General features: G+C 63.2%; 18 protein-coding genes and 1 pseudogene. 10 read left to right on the top strand and 9 right to left on the bottom strand.

Annotation, left to right across the window (positions count from 1 at the left end):
* Nucleotides 1-33 precede the first annotated feature (33 nt).
* Nucleotides 34-912, bottom strand: coding sequence for a LysR substrate-binding domain-containing protein (locus PHO31112_RS02735; protein ID WP_150619067.1), 879 nt, complete (start codon nucleotides 910-912; stop codon nucleotides 34-36).
* Between the two features lie 189 nt (nucleotides 913-1,101).
* Between PHO31112_RS02735 and PHO31112_RS02730 the strand changes: the two genes are divergently transcribed.
* The 7 genes from PHO31112_RS02730 (at nucleotide 1,102) to metC (ending at nucleotide 7,844) form a co-directional block, all read left to right on the top strand.
* On the top strand, nucleotides 1,102-1,926 hold the full coding sequence (locus PHO31112_RS02730) for a transporter substrate-binding domain-containing protein (protein WP_150619066.1): 825 nt from the start codon (nucleotides 1,102-1,104) through the stop codon (nucleotides 1,924-1,926).
* Nucleotides 1,927-1,941: 15 nt separating this feature from the next.
* Complete coding sequence (locus PHO31112_RS02725; RefSeq protein WP_150619065.1) at nucleotides 1,942-2,634, top strand: amino acid ABC transporter permease; 693 nt, start codon at nucleotides 1,942-1,944, stop codon at nucleotides 2,632-2,634.
* Nucleotides 2,635-2,638: 4 nt separating this feature from the next.
* Nucleotides 2,639-3,331: an amino acid ABC transporter permease gene (locus tag PHO31112_RS02720; protein ID WP_150619064.1), complete on the top strand. Its 693-nt coding sequence runs from the start codon at nucleotides 2,639-2,641 to the stop codon at nucleotides 3,329-3,331.
* Between the two features lie 29 nt (nucleotides 3,332-3,360).
* Nucleotides 3,361-4,134: an amino acid ABC transporter ATP-binding protein gene (locus tag PHO31112_RS02715; protein ID WP_281355077.1), complete on the top strand. Its 774-nt coding sequence runs from the start codon at nucleotides 3,361-3,363 to the stop codon at nucleotides 4,132-4,134.
* Between the two features lie 77 nt (nucleotides 4,135-4,211).
* Nucleotides 4,212-4,808 (top strand): cysteine dioxygenase family protein, encoded by a 597-nt coding sequence (locus tag PHO31112_RS02710; protein WP_150619063.1) that lies wholly within the window; start codon nucleotides 4,212-4,214, stop codon nucleotides 4,806-4,808.
* Nucleotides 4,809-4,964: 156 nt separating this feature from the next.
* Nucleotides 4,965-6,566: a rhodanese-like domain-containing protein gene (locus PHO31112_RS02705; protein WP_150619062.1), complete on the top strand. Its 1,602-nt coding sequence runs from the start codon at nucleotides 4,965-4,967 to the stop codon at nucleotides 6,564-6,566.
* Between the two features lie 87 nt (nucleotides 6,567-6,653).
* Complete coding sequence (metC, locus tag PHO31112_RS02700) at nucleotides 6,654-7,844, top strand: cystathionine beta-lyase (protein WP_150619061.1); 1,191 nt, start codon at nucleotides 6,654-6,656, stop codon at nucleotides 7,842-7,844.
* Nucleotides 7,845-7,864: 20 nt separating this feature from the next.
* On the opposite strand, the gene PHO31112_RS02695 is transcribed toward metC, so the two are convergent.
* The 7 genes and pseudogenes from PHO31112_RS02695 to PHO31112_RS02665 all read right to left on the bottom strand — a co-directional run bounded on the left by PHO31112_RS02695 (nucleotide 7,865) and on the right by PHO31112_RS02665 (nucleotide 16,047).
* Nucleotides 7,865-8,854 carry an alpha/beta hydrolase gene (locus tag PHO31112_RS02695; RefSeq protein ID WP_150619060.1) on the bottom strand — a complete coding sequence of 330 codons (990 nt, stop codon included), beginning with the start codon at nucleotides 8,852-8,854 and terminating at the stop codon, nucleotides 7,865-7,867.
* Nucleotides 8,855-8,892: 38 nt separating this feature from the next.
* The gene (gene blaPNC / locus PHO31112_RS02690) at nucleotides 8,893-10,122 is read right to left on the bottom strand and encodes a PNC family class C beta-lactamase (protein ID WP_150619059.1); all 1,230 of its coding nucleotides are present in this window, start codon (nucleotides 10,120-10,122) and stop codon (nucleotides 8,893-8,895) included.
* 220 nt (nucleotides 10,123-10,342) lie between these two features.
* Nucleotides 10,343-10,528, bottom strand: a pseudogene (locus PHO31112_RS02685) (hypothetical protein); the annotation flags it as partial.
* Between the two features lie 84 nt (nucleotides 10,529-10,612).
* Entirely contained in the window at nucleotides 10,613-13,276 is a 2,664-nt protein-coding gene (locus PHO31112_RS02680) for a hemagglutinin repeat-containing protein (RefSeq protein WP_150619058.1), read from the bottom strand.
* A 74-nt stretch (nucleotides 13,277-13,350) separates the two neighbouring features.
* Nucleotides 13,351-13,710, bottom strand: coding sequence for a hypothetical protein (locus PHO31112_RS02675; RefSeq protein ID WP_217426999.1), 360 nt, complete (start codon nucleotides 13,708-13,710; stop codon nucleotides 13,351-13,353).
* A gap of 574 nt (nucleotides 13,711-14,284) precedes the next feature.
* On the bottom strand, nucleotides 14,285-14,752 hold the full coding sequence (locus tag PHO31112_RS02670; protein ID WP_174995483.1) for a DUF3331 domain-containing protein: 468 nt from the start codon (nucleotides 14,750-14,752) through the stop codon (nucleotides 14,285-14,287).
* Nucleotides 14,753-14,754: 2 nt separating this feature from the next.
* Nucleotides 14,755-16,047 carry an NAD(P)/FAD-dependent oxidoreductase gene (locus PHO31112_RS02665; RefSeq protein WP_150619055.1) on the bottom strand — a complete coding sequence of 431 codons (1,293 nt, stop codon included), beginning with the start codon at nucleotides 16,045-16,047 and terminating at the stop codon, nucleotides 14,755-14,757.
* Between the two features lie 156 nt (nucleotides 16,048-16,203).
* On the opposite strand from PHO31112_RS02665, the gene PHO31112_RS02660 reads away from it, so the two are divergent.
* The 3 genes from PHO31112_RS02660 (at nucleotide 16,204) to PHO31112_RS02650 (ending at nucleotide 18,651) form a co-directional block, all read left to right on the top strand.
* Nucleotides 16,204-16,863 carry a TetR/AcrR family transcriptional regulator gene (locus tag PHO31112_RS02660; RefSeq protein ID WP_150619054.1) on the top strand — a complete coding sequence of 220 codons (660 nt, stop codon included), beginning with the start codon at nucleotides 16,204-16,206 and terminating at the stop codon, nucleotides 16,861-16,863.
* Between the two features lie 99 nt (nucleotides 16,864-16,962).
* Complete coding sequence (locus PHO31112_RS02655; RefSeq protein WP_150619053.1) at nucleotides 16,963-17,316, top strand: RidA family protein; 354 nt, start codon at nucleotides 16,963-16,965, stop codon at nucleotides 17,314-17,316.
* 102 nt (nucleotides 17,317-17,418) lie between these two features.
* On the top strand, nucleotides 17,419-18,651 hold the full coding sequence (locus tag PHO31112_RS02650; protein ID WP_150619052.1) for an NAD(P)/FAD-dependent oxidoreductase: 1,233 nt from the start codon (nucleotides 17,419-17,421) through the stop codon (nucleotides 18,649-18,651).
* A gap of 23 nt (nucleotides 18,652-18,674) precedes the next feature.
* On the opposite strand, the gene PHO31112_RS02645 is transcribed toward PHO31112_RS02650, so the two are convergent.
* Complete coding sequence (locus PHO31112_RS02645; protein WP_150619051.1) at nucleotides 18,675-20,324, bottom strand: SH3 domain-containing C40 family peptidase; 1,650 nt, start codon at nucleotides 20,322-20,324, stop codon at nucleotides 18,675-18,677.
* Nucleotides 20,325-20,402 lie beyond the last annotated feature (78 nt).

Raw genomic sequence — 20,402 nt, 5'->3', positions numbered from 1 at the left:
TTGCCGCTGCGCGGATGAGTGCTGGTGCGCCGATTACTCGCCCATCAGAAACGGCGGTCCGAAACGCGTGGCGATGTGCTCCGTCGACTCGAACAGTTCGCGCAGCACCTGACTGGTACACGTCGGTTGCACGTAGAGATAGAACGCGACGTCGGGCAGGCGGGGCAGACCGTCCGCTTCCGATAGCACGCGCATGTTGGCGTCGAGCAACTCGGTCGTGCGGGCCGTGACACCGAGGCCCGCACTGATCGCCGCCTTGATGCCGGTGAGCGTCGGTGAGATGAAGCTCGTGCGCCACGCGATACCCGCTGCGTTCAGACGTTCGATGGACAGCCGCCGGAACAGGCTCAACTCGTCGGCCATCACGAGCGGTACCGGGGCGGCCGAGTTGAAGATGAAATCGTCCGCACAGATCCACACCATTGGCGACGTGCGCAGCTTGATCCCCGGAAATCCTTCGTCGTAACGCGTCGAGATCGCCAGATCCAGTTCCTTGTCGCGCAGCGCATCCATGAGGTGCGGGCTGCGTCCGACGTTGATCTCCAACTGCAACTCTGCCGAAAGTTTCGACAGCCGTCGCAACATGCTGGGCAGGATCGAATCGGCCACATCGTGCGGCGAGCCGATGCGCAGTTTCTCCACCGGGCCGCGTGTGTGCATGACCTGCACGGCCTGATCGTTGAGCGCGAGGATCTTGTTCGCATAGGCGACGAGCCGCATGCCGTCGGCCGTCATCGTCTTCTGCCGCCCCTGCTTTTCGAACAGCGCACACCCCATTTCCTGCTCCAGCCGCTGCATCTGCTGTGTGATGGCGGACTGTGTGCGACCCACGCGCGCGGCGGCCGCCACGAAGGTTTCGTGCTGTGCAATCGCCACGAAAGTACGCAATAGATCGATGTCGAGGTTTCGCATGGTCGTTTGGGTCGATACTTCAGAGGCGCTAATGTTTCCGGGATAAAAATTAAATTGTTCTCAGGAATTTTGGTCGATAACCTGCCTAACACTCAAGCAATATTTATGTGACCGGGGCGGAAGCCGGCGCTGACCGGTCCCCCGCTAATCGATTCGCCCCTCAGGTCGAACTCAAGGAGACTCAGGATCATGTGGCAAAGACACCTTGCAGCCGCGCTGTTCGCGACACTCGCCATGGCGGGCGTCGCGCACGCCGACCAACTGGCTGACATCAAGGCCCGCGGCACGCTCGTTTGCGGCACGCAAAACGCCAGCGAACCGTATGCGTTCCCCGACGCCGCTACGCGCAAGATCGTTGGCTTCGACGTCGATGTGTGCAGCGCGATCGCCAAGGGGCTTGGCGTGAAGCTCGAACACCGTGCCCTGTCGACCGACGCCCGTATTCCCGAACTCAAGACGCGACGCGTCGACGTGCTCGCGGCCGCTGTCGCCTGGATGCCCGCACGCGCCGCACAGGTCGACTTCAGCGATCAGTACTTCGTCGCGCCGATCCGCGTGCTGGTGCGCGCCGAATCGCCGTTGCAAACGCTCGATCAACTCGCGGGCAAGAAGATTGCCGCGTCCGAGGGTTCCAGCTCGGCCGCCGTGTCTGTCACGCGTCTGCCCGACTCGAACCTGCTGACCTTCCACGACATCTCGTCGGCGTTTCTCGCGCTGCAACAGGGTAAGGTCGAAGGTCTGGTGGCGGGCCAACTGATTCTGGCGCGTTTTGCCAACGAAGCGGCGACCAAGGGCGGTCAGCAATATCGCTTGCTCGCCAAACCGGTCTTCGAAGAGCGTTGGGGCGTGGTGATGAACAAGAACGAGCCGGCGTTGCTCGCTGCCGTGAACAAGATCCTGCTCGACTACGACAAGTCGAACGGCTTGCAGGAGAGCTTTGACAAATGGCTTGGCAGCAAGTCGGTCTACAAGTTCACGCGCGACTATAAGGTCGAGCCGATCAAGGTGCAGTAAGCGAGACGACACGCAATGTTCGATCTCTCGTTTTTGCTCGAAGACGGCTACCTGAAGCTGTTTCGCGACGGTGTGCTGACCACGCTTCGGCTGTTCGTGGTGTCGGGCCTGTTGTCGATCGTGGTGGGCATCACGCTCACCACGCTGCGCGCCCTGCCGGTCAAGCTCTTCAAGGCCTTCGTGATCGTGGTGGTGGAGTATCACCGCAACGTGCCCGTGCTGGTGCAGATCCTCGTGTGGTATTTCGGCGTGCCGCAACTGTTGCCCGAAGGCCTGCGTGACTGGATCAACGCAGGCAATACCGAGTTCTTCTTCGCGACGATCGCGCTGTCGCTCAACGCCGGCGCGTTTATTTCGGAAGACCTGCGCTCGGGGCTGCGCGCGATTCCGCACACGCAACAGGAAGCCGCGTGGTCGATCGGTCTTACGTATTTGCAGTCGTTCCGTTACGTCATCCTGCCTCAGGGTATTCGCGTGGCATTGCCCGCGTTGCTCAACCAGGCACTGCTGCTCTTCAAGAACAGTTCGCTGGCGATGGCGATTGGGGTGCACGAATTGCTGTACCGCACGCGTCAGATCGATAACCTGACCTTCCGCACCTTCGATGTGTTTCTGGTGGCGACGATCCTGTATTTGATCGGCACGCTGGCCTTGATGGCGCTCTCCGAGCACTTCGCCAAACGCCGCACGGCGCCCTCGGGAGTCTGAGACGATGTACGAGATTCTGCATGACTATCTCGCGTTGTTCCTCGTCGGGAGCTGGCCTAACGGCCCGCTCGGCGGCGTGGCGATCACGCTCATTCTCTCGGCGCTCGGGCTGGTGATCTCGTTCCCCATCTCGGTCGCGATCGGCATGGCGCAGGTCTCGCCGTGGCGCTGGATGCGCCGCGTGGCCGGTGTCTGGACACGGCTGGTGCGCGGCATTCCGCTGCTGATGATTATCTTCTGGGCGTACTTCGCGGTGCCGCTGCTCGTAGGCGCCGAGGTGTCGGCGTTCACCACGGCCGTGTGCGCGATCATCGTCTACGAAAGCGCCTTCCTGTCGCAGATCGTGCGTGCCGGCCTTGAGGGCTTGCCGCGCGGACAGATGGAAGCGGCGCGCTCGAACGGGCTGTCGTGGCTGCAAAGCATGCGTTACGTGCAATTGCCGCAGGCGCTCGCGAACATGCTGCCGTCCATCGTCAATCAGTTCGTGTCGATCATCAAGGCGACATCGCTGGCGTATGTGATCGGGGTGCCGGAGCTGACGTACTCGGCCGCACAGGTCAATACGATCGTGCTGACCAAGCCGCTGCAGACGTTCCTCGTGCTCGCAGCTTTCTATTTCGTGTTGTGTTTCGCCATTTCGCGCTTCGCTGGCTGGCTCGAGCGTCGCATCGCCCGTCAGCGCGCGGGGTTGGCGTGAACGCAGGATTCAAGAAGGAGAACGCGATCATGAGCATGCTCGCATTCGAGAATGTCGATAAGTTCTACGGCGAACATCATGTCCTCAAGGGCATCAACGCCACCATCGGACGCGGCGAAGTCGTTGTCGTGTGCGGACCGTCGGGCTCGGGAAAGTCGACGCTGATTCGCACCGTCACGCGGCTCGAAGCTATCCAGAAGGGACGCATCCTGTTCGAAGGCAGGGACGTCACCGCGCGCGACGTGAAGCTCAATCAGTTGCGCGCCCGTATCGGCTTCGTGTTCCAGAGCTTTAACCTGTTTCAGAACCTGTCGGTGCGCCAGAACCTGATTCTCGGGCCGACGAAAGTGCTGGGCATGTCGCGCGACGAAGCGGTCGCTCAGGCAGAGACGCTGCTCGCCAAGGTTGGCCTCGCCCATAAGATCGACGCCATGCCCGCGAACCTGTCGGGCGGTCAGCAGCAGCGTGTGGCGATTGCGCGCGCGCTCGCCATGAAGCCGCCGCTCATGCTGTTCGACGAGCCGACGAGCGCGCTCGATCCGGAGATGGTGCAGGAGGTTCTGCAAGTCATGCGTTCGCTGGCCGGCGATGGCCTGACGATGATGATCGTCACGCACGAGATGGGCTTCGCACGCGACGTTTCGAGTCGCGTCTGGTTCATGGATCAGGGCGAGTTGCTCGAAGACTCGCCGCCTGCGGAGTTCTTCAGCCGGCCGAAGCACGCGCGCGCCCAGCGTTTCCTGCAAGACGTGCTGCGTCCGTCGCCGACGATCGGTATGCCGAGCGATGCCGTGCCTGCCTGACGGCGAGCCCACAAACACACGACAGCGCCCCGAGCGGGCACTTCGCAAAACAAAGTACTACGGAGAAGACTTTCATCATGTCCACGCCCACTGTTTCCGAACAACGTCAGAGCGTCGTCAGCGACGCGATCAACGCCATGAAGGCCGCATTGGCGCCCGAGGGCGAGACGCGTCCCGCGCTGGCCGCCGTGCTCGATCAGGTCAAATCGCTCGCCGCGCGCACCGCGCTGTGGAGCGAGGCCGATTTCCCGCCGCCGACCGACGGTGAATTGCAAGCGCGCTATCTGATTCACGAAGACGCAGATAAGACCTACGCGCTGTATCTGAACGTCATGCGTCCCGGCAAGAAAATTACGCCGCATAACCATACGACGTGGGCCTGCATCGCGGCGGTCGACGGTGTGGAATACAACTACGTTTACCGTCGTACGGACGACGGCAAGACGCCAGGCGTCGGCACGCTCGAAGTGAGCGACACCGTCGTGGTCGATCCGGGCAATGGCATTGCGCTGGCCTCGGAAGACATTCATGCGGTCGAGATCAAGGGCGAAGCACCGATTCGTCACCTGCACATGTATGGCCGCGCGCTGGAGACGCTCACCGAGCGCATTACCTTCGATCTTGCCAAGAGCACGTATCAAGTGATGGATATCGGCGTGAAGACTCGCCGCTAGTTCCGCCGTGACCGCCGGGAAAGACCGGCGGCGAAATCCCTGACGGCGCGAACGTTTTTCGCGCCACCCGCATCACATCGCCCCACGGGCGGTGCGGGCCTGCTCATCCCTACGCTTTGGCAATGGCCGGGCGAAACCTGACAACGACGCAACGCTATGACCTCGTTCACTCCTCAATTTGTGCCGTCCGACCGCCTCAAGGAATGGCTGCACGATGGCGCCGAGATCGCCGTGTTCGACGTGCGTGAGCACGGACAGTACGGCGAGGCGCATCTCTTCTATGGCGTGACGCTGCCCTACAGTCGGCTTGAACTCGATATCGTGCGGCTGGCCCCGCGTCGCGATGCCCGTGTGGTGCTCTACGACACCGACGCGAGTGTTGCCGTGCAGGCGGCGCAGCGTCTGGCCGCACTCGGCTACACCGACGTGTACGTGCTCGAAGGGGGCACCGATGCCTGGCAACAGGCCGGCTTCGCGCTGTTCGCCGGCGTGAATGTGCCGTCGAAGACGTTCGGTGAACTGGTGGAGATGGCATATCACACACCGCGCATCACGGCACGCGACCTTGCGGCGATGCGCGAGCGCGGCGACGACCTGGTGATCCTCGACGGCCGTCCCGTGAGCGAGTATCTGAAGATGACGATCCCGTCGTCGATCTGCTGCCCGAACGGCGAATTGGGCTACCGCATCCGTGAACTGGTGCCGAACCCCACGACGCCCATCGTCGTGAACTGTGCCGGACGCACACGCAGCATCATCGGCGCGCAGACGCTCATCAACCTCGGCATTCCCAATCCGGTCATGGCGCTGGAGAACGGCACGCAAGGCTGGTATCTGGAAGACCTGCCGCTGGAGCATGGCAGCACGCGCCGCTACCCCGATGCGGTGGCGCCGTCGAGCCTTGTGCAGATGCGCGAAGCGAGTCGCGCGCTGGCCGAGCGTTTCGCCGTGCCGGAAGTCGATGCGCGGACCTTCGCGCAATGGGCATCGGATACGTCGCGCTCGTTGTTCCTGTGCGATGTGCGCACGCCGGAAGAGTTCGCCGCCGGGTCGCTGCCGGGCGCACAGCATACGCCGGGCGGCCAGTTGATTCAGGCGACGGATCAGTATGTGGGCGTGCGTCATGCCCGCGTGGTGCTGTTCGATAACGACGGCGTGCGTGCGCCTATCGTCGCAAGCTGGTTGCGTCAGTTGGGTCACGACGCCTATGTGTTGCGCGATGGACTTGCCAGTGGCGCGTCGTTGCCGGTGCGTGCGCCGGCGGTCGAGACGACGCTGCCCGAGATCGATGTCGCTGCGCTGGCCGCCGCGCTGGCCGATGGCAGCGTGACCGTGGTCGATGTGCGTTCGAGCATGAGCTATCGCCGCGAGCATGTCGCGGGCGCGCGGTGGGCGATTCGTCCCCATCTGCCGAATCTGAGCGCGTCGCGTAACATCGCGCTCATTGCGGACGAGCGCGGCGTCGCAGAACTGTTCGCGGCCGATTGGCGCCGTGCGAATGCCCGCGACCCGCGTACGGTCTCGGTGCTCACTGGCGGCTTCAAGGCATGGGCCGTGGCCGGACACCCGGTCGAGAGCACGCCCGACCTGCCGCCGGACGCCGAGTGCATCGACTATCTGTTCTTCGTGCACGACCGTCACGACGGCAACAAGGCGGCGGCGCGGCAGTATCTGGCGTGGGAGACGGGTCTTCTCGCGCAGCTTGACGAGAAGGAGCGCGGTGCTTTCCGTATTGGTGAGTCCGCCACCGCGAAGTAAGCTCCGGCATCGGCGTGCGCGTTCCTTTGCGCACGCCACGACACGCCTTTCGAATCGTTCGAATCGTTTTCATCCACGCCTCCGATCATGTCCCGACAATCGCCCCCCAAACGTCTCGCCACCCGCTTAATCAAGGGCGGTACGCATACCACTGTCGTTGGCGGACGCGCCGTCAATCCGCCGGTGGTGCGCGCGTCCACCGTGCTGTTCGACACCATGGACGACATGAACAATGCTCGCCGCCGTCGCGGCACCGAGCGCATGTTCACCTACGGCGCTCGCGGCAATCCGACGGGCTTTGCGCTGGAAGACGTCGTTGCCGAGTTGGAAGGCGGCTATCGCACGCGTCTCTTCCCGACGGGGCTCGCGGCGATCTCGATGGTGTTTCTCGCTTACGTGCGTCCGGGCGACCACGTGCTGATCTCGGACTGCGTGTATCAGCCGTTGCGTCACTTCGTAGAGACATTTCTGAAACCGTGGGGCGTGCAGGTGACCTATTTCCGCGCCGATGGCAGCGATGCCGCTGAACACTTCACGGCGCGCACCAAATTGATCTACGTGGAAACGCCGGGCTCACTTGTCTACGAGATGTGCGACATCCCGGCGCTGGCCGATCTTGCACACCGTCGCGGCGCGCTGCTTGTGGCCGACAACACATGGGGCTCCGGCGTACAGTGCCGTCCTCTCATGCTGGGGGCCGACGTCTCGGTGATGGCCGCGACGAAATATCTGAGTGGTCACTCGGACGTGATGATGGGCACCGTCACCACGACGCAGGAAGTCTGGCAGACGCTCTCCACCATGGCCGATGCGCAAGGGGTGGCGGTGAGTCCGGATGATGCTTATCTCGTGCTGCGCGGTACGCGCACGCTGGCGGCCCGTTTGCAGATGCACGAACGTCACGCGCTGGAGATCGCGCACTGGCTTGAAAGTCTCCCCGACGTCGCCCGTGTGTTCTGTCCGGCGTTACCGACGCATCCGGGCCACGCATTGTGGCAGCGTGATTGCATCGGCACGAACGGGCTGATTTCGTTCGAGTTCGCGAATGCCACGACGGCGCAAGCGGATCGTTTCGTCGATGCGCTGGAGCTGTTCGGCATCGGCGCGTCGTGGGGCGGATTCGAGAGTCTGGCGACTGTCACGAACATTGCCGGCACGCGCACGTGTGAGGACTGGACGTCGGTGGGGCCGATCGTGCGTCTGCATATCGGCCTGGAAGATCCGCAGGACCTGATCGAGGATATGGTGGCGGCGCTCGAGCAGGTCTTCGGGAAGTAAGGCGCCGGCGGTGCAGAGGATCAGGGTGCGGGGGAATTCGTGTCGATGAAGTGGGCGATGGTCTCGACTACGCCGGGCGCGAGTGGCAAAGAGGCGTCGCCGTAGGTCTGGATGTTGGCCGCACGGTCGTTAGTCGTTACCGTCTTCAAGACGTGATTGGTGTCGGGCAGCAGCGCGAGTGTGGCGGAGGGATGCACCTGCCTGAGTCGTTCCGCATCCGCCGTGCTCACCTGCAAATCGCGCTCGCCCTGCACGATCAGCACCGGTACCTGCACCTGCGCAATCAGCGCCGCAGGGTTCTGCGCGAACAAACTCATGAGAAAGCCCTGCACCGCTGGGTTGAATAGCGGTGCGAGCGGCGCGGGTAGGGTGGACACGTCCACCCGATGCCCGCTTGTGAGTGAACGAATGGCGGTGTCGCCGGCCTCGGCGACAGTGGTGTTCGCGGGATCGGCGTGAAGCTGTTCGCTCAGCACCTCGCCCAGCGGACGCCCCGCTGCCGACACCAGAATCAGTCCGCAGAGTGAATCGGGATGACGCGCCGCCGTGGCGAGCGAGATCAGCCCGCCTTCGCTGTGTCCCAACAGCCAGACGCAACGTGTGCCGGTTTTCGAGCGAATTGTGTCGATCCAGGCTAGCGTGTCTTGCACATAGTCGTCTACGGTGACGGCGTTCGGATCGGGCACAGCCTTGGCGCTTCCGAACATCCCGCGCTTGTCGATGCGCACGCTGCCGATGCGGTACTGCGCGAGTCCGTCGGCCAGGCGCCGATAGGGGGCTGCGCGCACGCCGAGCGGATTGTTGCCGTCACGATTCGTGGGGCCGGAGCCTGGAATGATGAGGACTGTGGCGTGGCTGTCTGCCGGGGCTTCGAAGGTGCCTGCGAGCGGGCCCTGTAAGCCTTTCGGTCCCGCCGCTTGAATCTCCGTCGACACGACTGCGGCCGCAGCGGATGGCGTTGCGACGGCAGTGACGAGGCACAAGGCGAGCGGCAGAACGGACTTCCTCATCGGCGCGATTGGGGGGCGTTAGAACACCACAGACGATATTACTCTCGTGAAGATGCGGCAGTGCGCGTGCCGCCGTCGAGCGTCGTCAGGATGTGATGCGCCGCTCGGATGCGCTCGTCCATCGGGTAGTTCTTGTTCGCCAGCAGCACGATGCCCATCTGCTTTGAAGGAACGAACGCGACGTAGGCGCCGAAGCCGCTCATCGATCCCGTTTTGTTGACCCATGCGGCGGGCGTCGGCGCCATGGGGGGCGAGAGTTCACGCGCAGGCGTTGATTCGCGCGCCATCCGGGTGGAGTTGCCTTCGAGCAGCGCGTCCACGCTGACCGGATACGGATACTGCTCCCAAGCCAGATCCTGCGTCATCGGCTTGTCGAAGAAATAGCCGGTGTGTGTCGCGCGCATTGCCTGTTGCAGCGAGTTGTCGTGCACGGGCGTTCCGAGGTTGGCTCGCACGAACCGCAGCAGATCGCTCGCGGTGGTTTTCACGCCATAGGCTTCCTTTTCGAATACTGCCGTTGTGACGCGAACGGGCTTGTCGTCTTTCCCGTAACCCCATGCGTAATTCGCCTGTTGATCTTCCGGTACGCGGATGAAGGTGTGTTTCATGTCCAGCGGTTTGAAGACGTGCTCGGTGACGAGCGTGGAGAAGTCGCCATGCATGGCGCGTGCAGTGATCCAGCCTAACGCGCCGAGGCTCACATTCGAATAGGTGCGCACGGTGCCGGTCGGTTGCGCCGGTTTCCACGCCTTGAGGTACTGGAGAATCTGGTCGGTGTTGTGGATATCGTCGGGCACCTGAAGCGGCATGCCGCCGGTGGTGTGCGTGCCGAGATTTACCAGCTTCACGTCACCGAACGGGGTGCCGGCGAGTTCGGGCACGAAGCGGCTGGTCTTGTCGTTGAGCGAGAGCGCGCCAGTAGTTTGCGCGTAGGCCGCGAGCGTTGCGGTGAAGGTCTTGCTGACGGAGCCGATTTCGAAAAGCGTGTCGGCCGTGACAGGCTTCTTTGTGGCTTTGTCCGCTACGCCATAGTTGAAGACATAGGTCCGACCGTCGAAGACGACGCCGACCGCCATACCTGGAATGTTCTGCCGGGCCATGAGCGGGGTGATCGTCTTGCCGACGAGCGCTTTGATTTCGGCTTGCCGGGGCTCGGTGGGGGCTGCGGCACCGCGCTCGGCAGCGTAACCGTGGGTGCTGAACGTCATCCAACCAATGGCAGCCGTCGCCGCAAGCGCGGCACAAAGGGTGAGGTAGGGTCTTGTCATCGAGGGTCGTCTCCGTGTGGGGAGGCTCTTCGGACGGAAAGGCGCAGAGGCGATTCAGCGTCACTGTAAAGCGGGGCGAGCCATGCCCGAAGCGTAATCGCATATGGCTGTCCACAGGCGATATGGCCTCGTAACGGACGTAACCGATGTAATGGATGCAACGGAGGGAGAGGTAAAGACACCCTCGTACGTCATACTCCACAGCCAATGATTTCTGCAATCAGAAGGTGAAAACCAGGTCTTTCAGAATGTTCACTCTTCCCCGTGTGAACGAACAACGTCGGCCCGTTTCGATCCAAACCGCTCCTCCATTTTCCGACAGCGCCTCGCTGATCGGCACACACCCGCCAGCAATTTTTACGGTCGGCGTTCCCTGCATCGAAAGAGGAAATTCAATCGCGGCATCGAGTCGTTGATTCTCTCCGTTTTCTACGAACCTAATTTTTCCGGAGATTACTTTGTTATTCAGCTTCAAAGCGAGTGGTGTTCGTCAAGATTGGTCTTTCCCGTTCGCCTTCTTTTCATAGGTTCTTCTGGATTTTGCGTTGTTTTTTCCGAAGGGCTTTATGTTCAAGAGATGCGCTCTGCTTGATAGACCTCCAACTGCAGCAATACCAAACCCGAGAAGCAGCAGAAATCCCCCAAACGGGGCGGCAGGTATGTATATGCACGCGATGATCATGAGCGATAGCCCCGCAACTAGCAGGATCGTGCGAACCCATTGAGAAAAATTTCCATCTTCAACGAGTGGTATTTTCATTGTCTGCCACTCCAATAATCTGCGAAGGTCGACCAGTAACGACTGGACAATTAGCGGTTTCCCGTTTGCGTTTATCAATCCCGTGTCGACCCATACCGAGCCCGGATCGGTTGGAACTCGTCCGTTCAACTCTTCCGCCGCTCCCGGCGGCACCGACACACCGTCAGGGTATGAAACCCCCATAAGCCGTAGTTGTTCTTCCACCTGACTTTGCGTGTATTGGCCGTCGCTTTTGTCCGCAATGTGTCGCGCAAGCCTTCGATCTTCCAAATTCAACTGCCGGTTAAACCGATCCGCATTGAACCCGGTAAACGCCCCGGACGTCCCTCCGACCACAACACCCACCGCAGTCCCCACCCCCGTTGCGACGATCTGCCCTAGTGCCTCATCGATATCCGCATTCCCCGTCGGGCGGCGGCTCCTGATCTCGTTGCTAAGGTCGTTCCGGACTCCGCCGAGCTTTGATGTCGCGCCTGCGCCTAACGCGCCACCTAACGCATGACCTCCGCCAAGCCCGGCAACCAGCGCCCCGCCTGCCGCGTGCATCGTCGCGCGATAGTCACCGCCTTCCGACCAGTTCTTTGCATCCTGCAAGTACTGAGCCTTCAACGCAGGATCGTCGGTCTTCGCCGCTAGCTTTCGCGCCTCATTCGCTTTGCTGTCCGCATACGCGCCGATGTCGCGTGCCACGGCCTCGCCCGCTGCCGTTGCCGCTTGCATCAGGCGTGACTGGTCATTGAGCAGAGTCTGCACGTCAGGCGTGCGAGTTACCGTCTCGTTCAAGTCGGCAGTATCGCGGTTCAGGTTCGCCAAATTCTGCGTCTGATTCGCTTCGTCGGTCAGCGTGATCGTGCCTTCGCTTACACCGGTGCGCGTGTTCGCCCGCTCGTTGCCGTTCTCCGATTGCGGCAACATCGGAGAAATCCCACCTGTGTTCTTACCCGACGTGTTTCCCGTCGTACGTTCGTTCGCCCCGCCGTCGCCGACTGTGAATCCGCCACCGACGCCAACACTGTTGGCGCTGTAGTCCGAGTGATTCTCGATGTCGGAGAAGGTCACCGTAGCTGTGGTCAGTTGATTCCTGGACGGATCGGCCGTGCTCGCGATGTAGGCGCCCTTCAGGTCCGTGTTGCCAGCGACGTTGACGTCGAAACCGCCATCGCCCGCCTGAATCCCCGACTGTTCCGCCACACCCGCATAGCTGCCGCTCGCGTTCCCGCGCGAGGCGTTGAAACTGCCGGATGCACCCCCCATGCTCACGTTCATCCCACCGCCTATGCTTCGTTGATGCGCTTCGCTTTCGCTCGTGTCCTGCACACTCGCGATGTTCAGATCACCGCCTACGCGCGCGACGACCCTGTCGGCGTCCACATTTGCGCCGACGATATTTGTGTCGCCGCCGCTCACGATGACGGCTGTTCTGTTCGCGTTGATGTGCGTGTTGTTCTGGAAGTTCGCATCGGCATTTGCACTGCCGTTCGCTCGGGAGAGCGATGCGGACACGCCCCATCCGCTTGTGCCGTAAGACACACCCACGCTGCCGCTTTTCGACTCGTTTTCGCCGCGCGATGACTCGGTATCCGTGCTATGGCTCAAATTGACCTGATGGGCGGCTTGCAGGAGCACGTCCGTTGCATCGATGTTCGAGCCGATGATGTTGACGTTGCCTTTGCCCGATGCTGCGTCACCGGTCGCGATGAACGCCGCCGTGCCACCGGCCTTGATGTTGCTCGACACGTTCTGCGTGCTGTCGGACGAAGACGTTGACTTGCTGCTCGACGATCCCCAGCTCAGCTCAACCTTCGCTTCCGGTTTGCCACCGCCGGCGAGCGCGTCGAGCGCGCCCTTGCCTTGACCCAGTGCGCCAACGGCACCGCTGGCAGCTGCATAACCCCGCAAGGCTGAAACGCGAGCATCGCCGCCGGAATCGGCGGCAGCACGCGTCTGATTCGCGACGTTCTGCACCGAATCGATCACGGGTGACTTCACCGCCAACGTGAAGCCCGAACTCGTCATTTCGTGCGACTCGTCGTGATGCTGTCGATTGACCGACGACTCGACCGTGACGTTTTGTCCGATGCCTGCCACGTTACCGCCAGCGACGATGTCGCTGCCTCGCACCAGAAGATCGTTGCCCGCCACCATGGTGACGTTACCGTTCACGCTACCGACGAGGCTTCCCGTCTGCGTCACGCTGCTGTCATTGGTGCGGTCGCGCTGCTCTCGTTTCCCGTATGAGAGGCCCACTCCTCCCGACGCGCCGAACCCTGATCGCTTCTCCTCACGAAACGTGTGGCTCTCGCTCACGTTCTCCGCTGATTCGATGCGTAAATCGCGACCAGCCTGAAGGGCAACGTCTTTGGCGCCGACAATCGTGCTTCCCCGCACGCTCATGTCCTTGCCCGCCGCCACTGTCTTCCTGACGGCTGTGGAACTCGTGTGTCTCGGTGATCTCGCCGATATTCACATCACCCGCTGCTACGCGGCGATAGCATGTCGCTATCCTCGTTGCTTGCTGTCGTTAGCGACGCTGCGAGGTTCTCGAATGCGAATGCGTCGATCCGAAAGCATGGACGCTCGTCCGGGAGCGTGGGCCAGTCCGAAGGGGGTTCGCGCGTCGAGCGCACGGATGGTGCGTTGATCATCGCCTCGCGTTGTTGTGTGTCGCGCTGTTGCTGAAGCTGTTGATCCTGTTCGGCACCAACGCGGGCTGCGGCCGCCGCTTCGGCGGGAGTTGGGGCTGGCATTCGTTGCGCCTGCGCCTGCGCTTGCGTTGCGAGCAGCCAACAGGCCAGCAACGTGGCCTTCGTTCTGGTTTTCGGTTTCACGGCTTTGTGGCGATTCGAGGGTGCGGATCGAGCGGAGAACGGACGACGCGGGGATAGCCGTCAACGGCAGCCACTCGTGTCAAAGCGCAATCGACCTACGCAGCGTGGGGCGACAAGGGCGATGCCAGAGTGGGATGTCACTGAACGTGACGAGCGGGGGGCGTTAATACGTTGGCCTTCACCGCGGCCGAGCGGTGGGGGGCAGCGAAAAACGTTAGCAAGCCTAAGGTTTATTTCCCAGACCGACTTCTTGTAATTGATCGGATTGTTTCGAGTCTGGATGCATCGAACGCCACTTCCGAACCCGTCAGTCGTCAACCGCCCATGACGGGGCGGTCGGCACCTGGGTTCGGTTTGGCGCGGCAGGAATGTGGGAGATCGTGCGGCTCGCCGTCAGGCAAAGCTCCGCTGGGTGCGGAGTATCGTCCGATGCGCCATGGTCGATCGTCGACTCGGACGAATCAAAGATCGGGTGTCGGCACTGTGGCGTGCGTGCGCACAATGCTCGATAAGAAGGCGGAATCTGTGAATGACACCCCGGCCGAAGTATCGCTGCGGGGTGCCGGTCGACGTGTTACGCCGGTTCGAGTTCGCGGCTATGGGATGCGCGCATGACCCGAATGGCGTCGGCCGAGATCATCGCGTCGGCGTTGAGCGGCGGTACGTCACCGAATAGCGGACGGTAGACGAAGTCGCCAACGTCGATCGTCTCACCCGTCAACGCACAAACGCCCGGATGATGCGCACGGCGAATGCGCCAGATCTGCGCACCGTAGTTGCCACCCGTCGCGTCGTTCCACGACACGGTGATCGTCAGTTCGCTGGATATCTCCAGCACCCGGACGCTGGGCGCGCGTCGCGTGTAGGGAATGACCGGCTGGCACACGACGGGCTCGGCATCGAGCATCGCAACGGTGTGCTGCCAGACACCCTGAGTCCGCAAGGCGCTGCGTGACGTGCGCGAGGCACGTGAGGTCGGGGATGTCCCCTGGGCGCGGCTGCTGCCGCTTCGGTTGGGGCAATCGGTTCGGTCGCTTCGCATGGTCAGGCCAGCCGGATACGCGGCCCGCGAAGGCCGCCGAGTTTTTCCGCGCCCAGCAGCACCGTAGCGCGGGCAAACCCGTGCAGTGCATGCTGATGACGTCGGTACAACATGGCGTGGCTCCATTGCGCAAACTGTCCGCGCACGATGCCACCTTTGAAAAAGCCGAAGCGCCCGAGCGTGCCGAACGCGTTGTAGTCAGACAGCGATACCAACGCGCCAGGATCGCGATAAGCGAACGGCGGAATTGCGCGGCCTTCGAGCCACGCACCAAGATGACGGCCCAGATGCGTCGCCTGCTGTGTCGCCACCTGAGCCGTCGGAGGCAACGGGCACTCGCCCTGCGCAAGCGTGAGCGATGCGCAGTCGCCGAGCGCGAAAATCCGCTCGTCCTGCGCGGTTTGCATCGTATTACGCACCACGATCTGGTTGGCATCGTTGGTCACAAGCCCTCCGATGTCTCGCAGACAGTCCGGGGCTTTCACGCCCGCCGCCCAGACCAGCAGATCGCCGGGAATCAACTGACCGTCGTCTCGATAGAAGCCGTCGCGGTCCGCACACACGACGCGGGTATCCGTCAGTACACGAAAACCCAGACGCTCAAGCTGCGCCTGCGACGCCTCGGACACCTCGGGAGGGAACGCTCCCAGCACACGCGGGCCGCCCTCGACGAGCGTGAGCTTCAGGCGCTCGCAAATCTGCGGATCGCCGTAACCGGCGGCCAGCGCAAACGTGCGGCTCAACTCGACGGCAAGTTCCACACCCGTGGTGCCGCCGCCGGCGATCACGACACGCAACGCATCGTCGCTCACGGCACTGCGTAACGCCTCGCAGCGCAACGCCGCGTGGAAAGCCTCGGCCTGCGGCTGACTGTCGATGAAATGGCAGACGTCGCGTACGCCCGGCAGACCGGCATCGTCGGCTTGCGAACCGAGCGCGAGCACGAGCGCGTCGTATGGCACGCGGCGCTCGCCCAGCAAACGCGAACCGTCCGGCGCTTCCATCTCCCCCAGCACGACCTCCCTGCGCGAACGGTCCAGCCCGCACATGCGACCCGCCTGATACGTGAAGCCGTTGCTGCACGCATGGGCAAGATACGTCACCTGTGTGTGCGCGCCGTCGCGCGTGCCGGCCGCTACGGTATGCAGCATCGGCTTCCAAAGATGGGTAGGATGACTGTCGACAAGTGTCACGCGTGCAGCACCGGCACGCCCGAGCGTACGGCCCAGACGCGTTGCCAGCCTCAGGCCGGCGATACCGCCACCGACAATCACGATCCGGTTTGCGCGAGACATTTGGGGGGAAATGTCAAATTCAACAAGTGATGAATAAGCGCATAATAGCGAGCGTGGCCCGGGCGTGTCAAATAGCAAATGTCTGGGCAGGCAGGTGCGTTCGGGTCGGGTAGACTTGGCGCATTGCTGTTGCGAATTCGAACACCCCATCGCTCAATGACTCCGAACAAAGCCGTCCCGCAAGCCGCTCCGCCCCGCAAACGCACACGTGGGCGCCCCACGTGCGACTGCACGCATGGCGCCGACGCGTTGTTACTCAACGCCCGGCGCATCTTCGCGCAGCGAGGGTTCTATGCGAGCAGCGTGCGGCAAATCGCGGAGGCATCCGGTGTCGACGCGGCGCTGATCTCGCACCACTTCGGCTCGAAGGAGGCGCTGTGGGTCGCAGTCGTCGATCAGATCGCATCGCTTACGCACTCGCTCATCGAGCAGACCGATGCCCTGCAGCACTCCCCGCTGGGACCGGCCGAGCGTATCGAACAGGCGGTGCGCGTGTTCGTGGATGCGGTATTCGAGAATCCCGACGTCGGCATGTTCTTCTCGACCGCCGCGACCGAAGAAGGCGAGCGGCTCGACGTTCTCACGCAGCGGCTCGTGCGTCCGTATCGCAACGTGATGGTGCCGCTGGTGGCCGATTGGCTCGAGGCGCAAAAGCGCCCCGTGGCGGACGCCGATGTGATGTTCTTCATGCTCACGTCCGCCATCAGCAAGACGGTTTCGTACCGCCACATGATGGGCCCGTTCCTGCCGCCCGAAGGCATGGCCGATCTCAAGCGCACGGTGCTCGATTGCGCCATGGCGCTGATTCGGCAGTGAACCCGGGATGACGGGGCGCGCAGGTGTTGTAAGCGTCGTATAAGATAGCGCCACCCGGGCCGACTCCCGGCCCGTTTTCTTCTTACGGTGCCCCCCCCTATGTCGAACGAAATCAAGCGTCTGCATACCAACGCTCGCATGAGCCAGATCGTGATCGCCAACGGCGTGGTGTATCTGGCCGGTCAGGTGCCGGCTATGACCAACGCGTCGGTCACGGAGCAGACCGCCGAAATCCTTACCCGTATCGATTCGTTGCTCGCCGAAGCCGGCGTCGACAAGTCGCGTCTGCTGACCGCCAACATCTGGCTGTCCGACGCCAAGCACTTCGCCGAATTCAACGCCGTGTGGGACGCCTGGGTGCCCGAAGGTCACGCACCGACGCGCGCCTGCGTGCAGTCGCCGCTCATGCGCGCCGGCCTTGACGTCGAAATCGCCGTCACCGCGCTGGCGTAATCTCGCACCGCGCGAACACAGGCTCACCGCCGTGCACCTCGTTTGCATCGCGTGTGAGCCTTGCTGCGCTCCCCACGCTCCTGACTGTCTGACGCAACGCTCATGAGATTCGACGCGCTAGTGCTTGGTGCCGGAATCGTCGGTGTGTCCGTCGCCGTGCATTTGCAGCGGCGCGGCCTGTCGGTGGCGCTCGTCGACCGCAAGTCGCCGGGCAACGAAACCTCGTTCGGCAACGCCGGGCTGATTCAGCGCGAAGGCGTGTATCCGTATGCCTTTCCGCGAGACCTCGGCACGCTGCTGCGCTACGCGGGCAATCGTTCGACGGACGTGCGATATCACCCCTCGGCGATGGTCACGATCGCGCCCTTTCTCGCGCGCTATTGGTACCACTCGGCCCCGAAGCGGCACGCGGAGATCGCGCGTCACTACAGCACACTCATCTCTCATTGCGTGACGGAGCATCGCGAACTCATCGCGGCATCCGGTGCGCAGGATCTGTTGCGCGAAGGCGGTTGGGTCAAGGTCTTCCGCACGGCCGCCGCGATGAGTGCCGCACAACGCGATGCCGAGCGGTGGCGAGAAGAGTACGGCGTGCCGTTCGAGCGGCTTGACGTCTCCCGTCTGCGTGACGACGAGCCCGCACTCACGCACGCGCTCGTGGGCGGACTGCGTTACACGGCGTCGGATTCCGTGAGCGATCCGGGCGCGCTGGTGGCGGCGTATGCACGCTACTTTGCGTCGCTGGGCGGCCGCGTGCTCAACGGCGACGCCACGACCTTGCAGCCGCAGTGGTCGGTGCAGACGCAGGAGGGTCGCATCGAAGCGCGACGCGCTGTCGTCGCACTCGGACCGTGGGCCGATACGGTGACGGCGGCGCTGGGCTACCGTTTGCCGCTCGCGGTCAAACGCGGCTATCACATGCATTACCGCGCACAACCGGGCGCTCGGCTCAATCAACCGGTGCTCGATGCCGAGCACGGTTATCTCATCACGCCGATGGTGCGTGGTATCCGGCTCACCACAGGCGTGGAACTCGGCCTTCGCGACACGCCGCCCACGCCTGTGCAACTGGCTGCCGTCGAACCCCTCGCGCGTGAGACGTTCCCGCTCGGCGAGCGAGTTGACGCCGAGCCGTGGCTCGGCCGACGCCCCTGCACGCCGGACATGATGCCGATCATCGGCCCCGCGCCTCGGCATCGCGGTCTGTGGTTTGCGTTCGGTCATGCGCACCACGGTCTGACGCTAGGGCCGGTCACGGGCCGCCTGGTGGCCGAGATGATGACGGGCGAGACGCCGGTCGTCGACCCCGCGCCCTTCAGCGCGCTGAGGTTCTGAGCTGCCGACCGGCGGCGTTGCCCTTATTGCGGCATCTCTTCCGGAGAATCGACGCCCGGTGCGTGTGCCGCGTCTGCACCCGCCTCGGGAATGTCGCCGCCGATCACACTGATCTCGAACAACGACTTGCCGGCGAGCGAGCGCGCCCCCGGATCTTCCGGATAGGTCTTCAGCAGCGGCAGGATCACCGAGCCGCCGATGACGTCGCGCCGGCTGTTATCCGCCGGCGACAGCCCCCACACGTTCTGATAAGTCATCGGCACACTTACGCCGTCGCGCTGGACACTGCCCAAATACAACATGATGTGTCCGTTGATATGAATCAGCGTCATCAGCGCACGGCCGCGCTCGGTCAGCGTGCGCAGTCGCGTGTCGATATCGGCCGTGCGCAGATCGGTGCGTTTCCCGGCGCGTAACTGATCCGACGAATGGCGGGGAAGCCACACGCCGAAGGGGGCGAAAAGACTGCGCGTTTCTGCGGAACAGTCGTTGTAGAACAGCGTGTTGCCCCAGCCGTAAGGACGCCCGATCTGTTGTTTCATCACTTGCGCCATATGACGGGGGGTGAGCGTCCACGGCATCGGCACGATAGTCGACGTGTCGAGCACGGCGGTGCGAATCTGCGCCCGCCGATGGATGTCGGCCACGGGGAACATCGCCGCCTGCCGCCCGTCGCGCAACGACGTCAGCGGCAGCACGGTGCCGATCGGCGCAAAGGTCCGGTAGACGGGAGGTGTGGCGCCGGGCGACGTGTCGGCGAGTGCTGCGTCAGCGCGCACGATGGCGCCGAGGCTGCGCATTGCGGCGTCACGCCATGTCGCGACGAAACGCTCGTCGGCCGACGCCACCGTGCGGGCATCCACCCAGCCGATCAGATCGGGCGAATAGACGAGCAGCCACGCGCCATCGGCGCTGCGGGCGAGCGTGTACACCGGCGTGCCGGGCCGCAGCGCCGAGTCTTGCAGTGCGTCGAACGGATAGCCCTCGCCGGCCCGACGGAAATCGTAGAACGCCGGATCGTTGGTCGGCAGTTGGCGCACCAGCGCGTTGTCGACGGTGATGCCGCGACGGCGCGGATCGTATTGCCAATCCGTGTGATCGGCATTGAGTTGCGCCAGCGCCATGTTGGCTTCGATCGCGCGATTCCACGCTGCGGTGTGCGGCTGGAAGTTCTCACCGTAGGTCGTGCGCACGCCGGGGGCGCTGTTGTCGAAACGTCTCACGCGGCGGCCCTGCGAATCGGCGATTTGCTGCGCACCGGCGGCATTGAGCAGCGATGTCGAGAGCCATGCGCCGTTCCACGGCGACGGGTCGCGCGGCGCGGTGCCGAAGTAGCGCGCACGGAAGGTGTCGAAGCGTCGGCTTTGTTCCTGCGCGGAAAGCAGCGGCTGATCGTAGCCAGGGGCGTCGGGCCGAATCCAGTGATCGACGTCCTGATCGTAATGCTCGATGGGGAAACGGTCGACGTTGTAGCGGACGGCCGTCGCGGTTGCCGTAGACGGCGATGATGCCGAGGGGGCGCGCGGTGCGCTCGCACAGGCGGCGAGCATGGCGAGCGGCACGAGCCACGCGAGGAAGCTGACGCGACGGCGGGCATTCCCCGGCGTTCGACCCGGTGGGACGTGTGTGGTGGCGCGCAGGATGGCACTGCGCGCGGCAAGGATTGCACCCATGGCGTGCGAAAGAGAGCCCGGAAGCCGCCATGCTACTCCATCGATGCCGGGGCAATCCCGGGCGTTCGAATTAGGAAC

Origin of the sequence: Pandoraea horticolens, assembly GCF_902459555.1 — a bacterium.
Lineage (GTDB): Bacteria > Pseudomonadota > Gammaproteobacteria > Burkholderiales > Burkholderiaceae > Pandoraea > Pandoraea horticolens.
Note: the sequence above shows the minus strand (reverse complement) of the source record. Positions and strands in the feature narration are given on the sequence as shown.

Excerpts from the sequence above, each read along its gene's own strand:
- PHO31112_RS02735 (WP_150619067.1), bottom strand. The coding sequence starts at position 912 with ATGCGAAACCTCGACATCGATCTATTGCGTACTTTCGTGGCGATTGCA.
- PHO31112_RS02730 (WP_150619066.1), top strand. The coding sequence starts at position 1,102 with ATGTGGCAAAGACACCTTGCAGCCGCGCTGTTCGCGACACTCGCCATG.
- PHO31112_RS02725 (WP_150619065.1), top strand. The coding sequence starts at position 1,942 with ATGTTCGATCTCTCGTTTTTGCTCGAAGACGGCTACCTGAAGCTGTTT.
- PHO31112_RS02720 (WP_150619064.1), top strand. The coding sequence starts at position 2,639 with ATGTACGAGATTCTGCATGACTATCTCGCGTTGTTCCTCGTCGGGAGC.
- PHO31112_RS02715 (WP_281355077.1), top strand. The coding sequence starts at position 3,361 with ATGAGCATGCTCGCATTCGAGAATGTCGATAAGTTCTACGGCGAACAT.
- PHO31112_RS02710 (WP_150619063.1), top strand. The coding sequence starts at position 4,212 with ATGTCCACGCCCACTGTTTCCGAACAACGTCAGAGCGTCGTCAGCGAC.
- PHO31112_RS02705 (WP_150619062.1), top strand. The coding sequence starts at position 4,965 with ATGACCTCGTTCACTCCTCAATTTGTGCCGTCCGACCGCCTCAAGGAA.
- metC (WP_150619061.1), top strand. The coding sequence starts at position 6,654 with ATGTCCCGACAATCGCCCCCCAAACGTCTCGCCACCCGCTTAATCAAG.
- PHO31112_RS02695 (WP_150619060.1), bottom strand. The coding sequence starts at position 8,854 with ATGAGGAAGTCCGTTCTGCCGCTCGCCTTGTGCCTCGTCACTGCCGTC.
- blaPNC (WP_150619059.1), bottom strand. The coding sequence starts at position 10,122 with ATGACAAGACCCTACCTCACCCTTTGTGCCGCGCTTGCGGCGACGGCT.
- PHO31112_RS02680 (WP_150619058.1), bottom strand. The coding sequence starts at position 13,276 with ATGAGCGTGCGGGGAAGCACGATTGTCGGCGCCAAAGACGTTGCCCTT.
- PHO31112_RS02670 (WP_174995483.1), bottom strand. The coding sequence starts at position 14,752 with ATGCGAAGCGACCGAACCGATTGCCCCAACCGAAGCGGCAGCAGCCGC.
- PHO31112_RS02665 (WP_150619055.1), bottom strand. The coding sequence starts at position 16,047 with ATGTCTCGCGCAAACCGGATCGTGATTGTCGGTGGCGGTATCGCCGGC.
- PHO31112_RS02660 (WP_150619054.1), top strand. The coding sequence starts at position 16,204 with ATGACTCCGAACAAAGCCGTCCCGCAAGCCGCTCCGCCCCGCAAACGC.
- PHO31112_RS02655 (WP_150619053.1), top strand. The coding sequence starts at position 16,963 with ATGTCGAACGAAATCAAGCGTCTGCATACCAACGCTCGCATGAGCCAG.
- PHO31112_RS02650 (WP_150619052.1), top strand. The coding sequence starts at position 17,419 with ATGAGATTCGACGCGCTAGTGCTTGGTGCCGGAATCGTCGGTGTGTCC.
- PHO31112_RS02645 (WP_150619051.1), bottom strand. The coding sequence starts at position 20,324 with ATGGGTGCAATCCTTGCCGCGCGCAGTGCCATCCTGCGCGCCACCACA.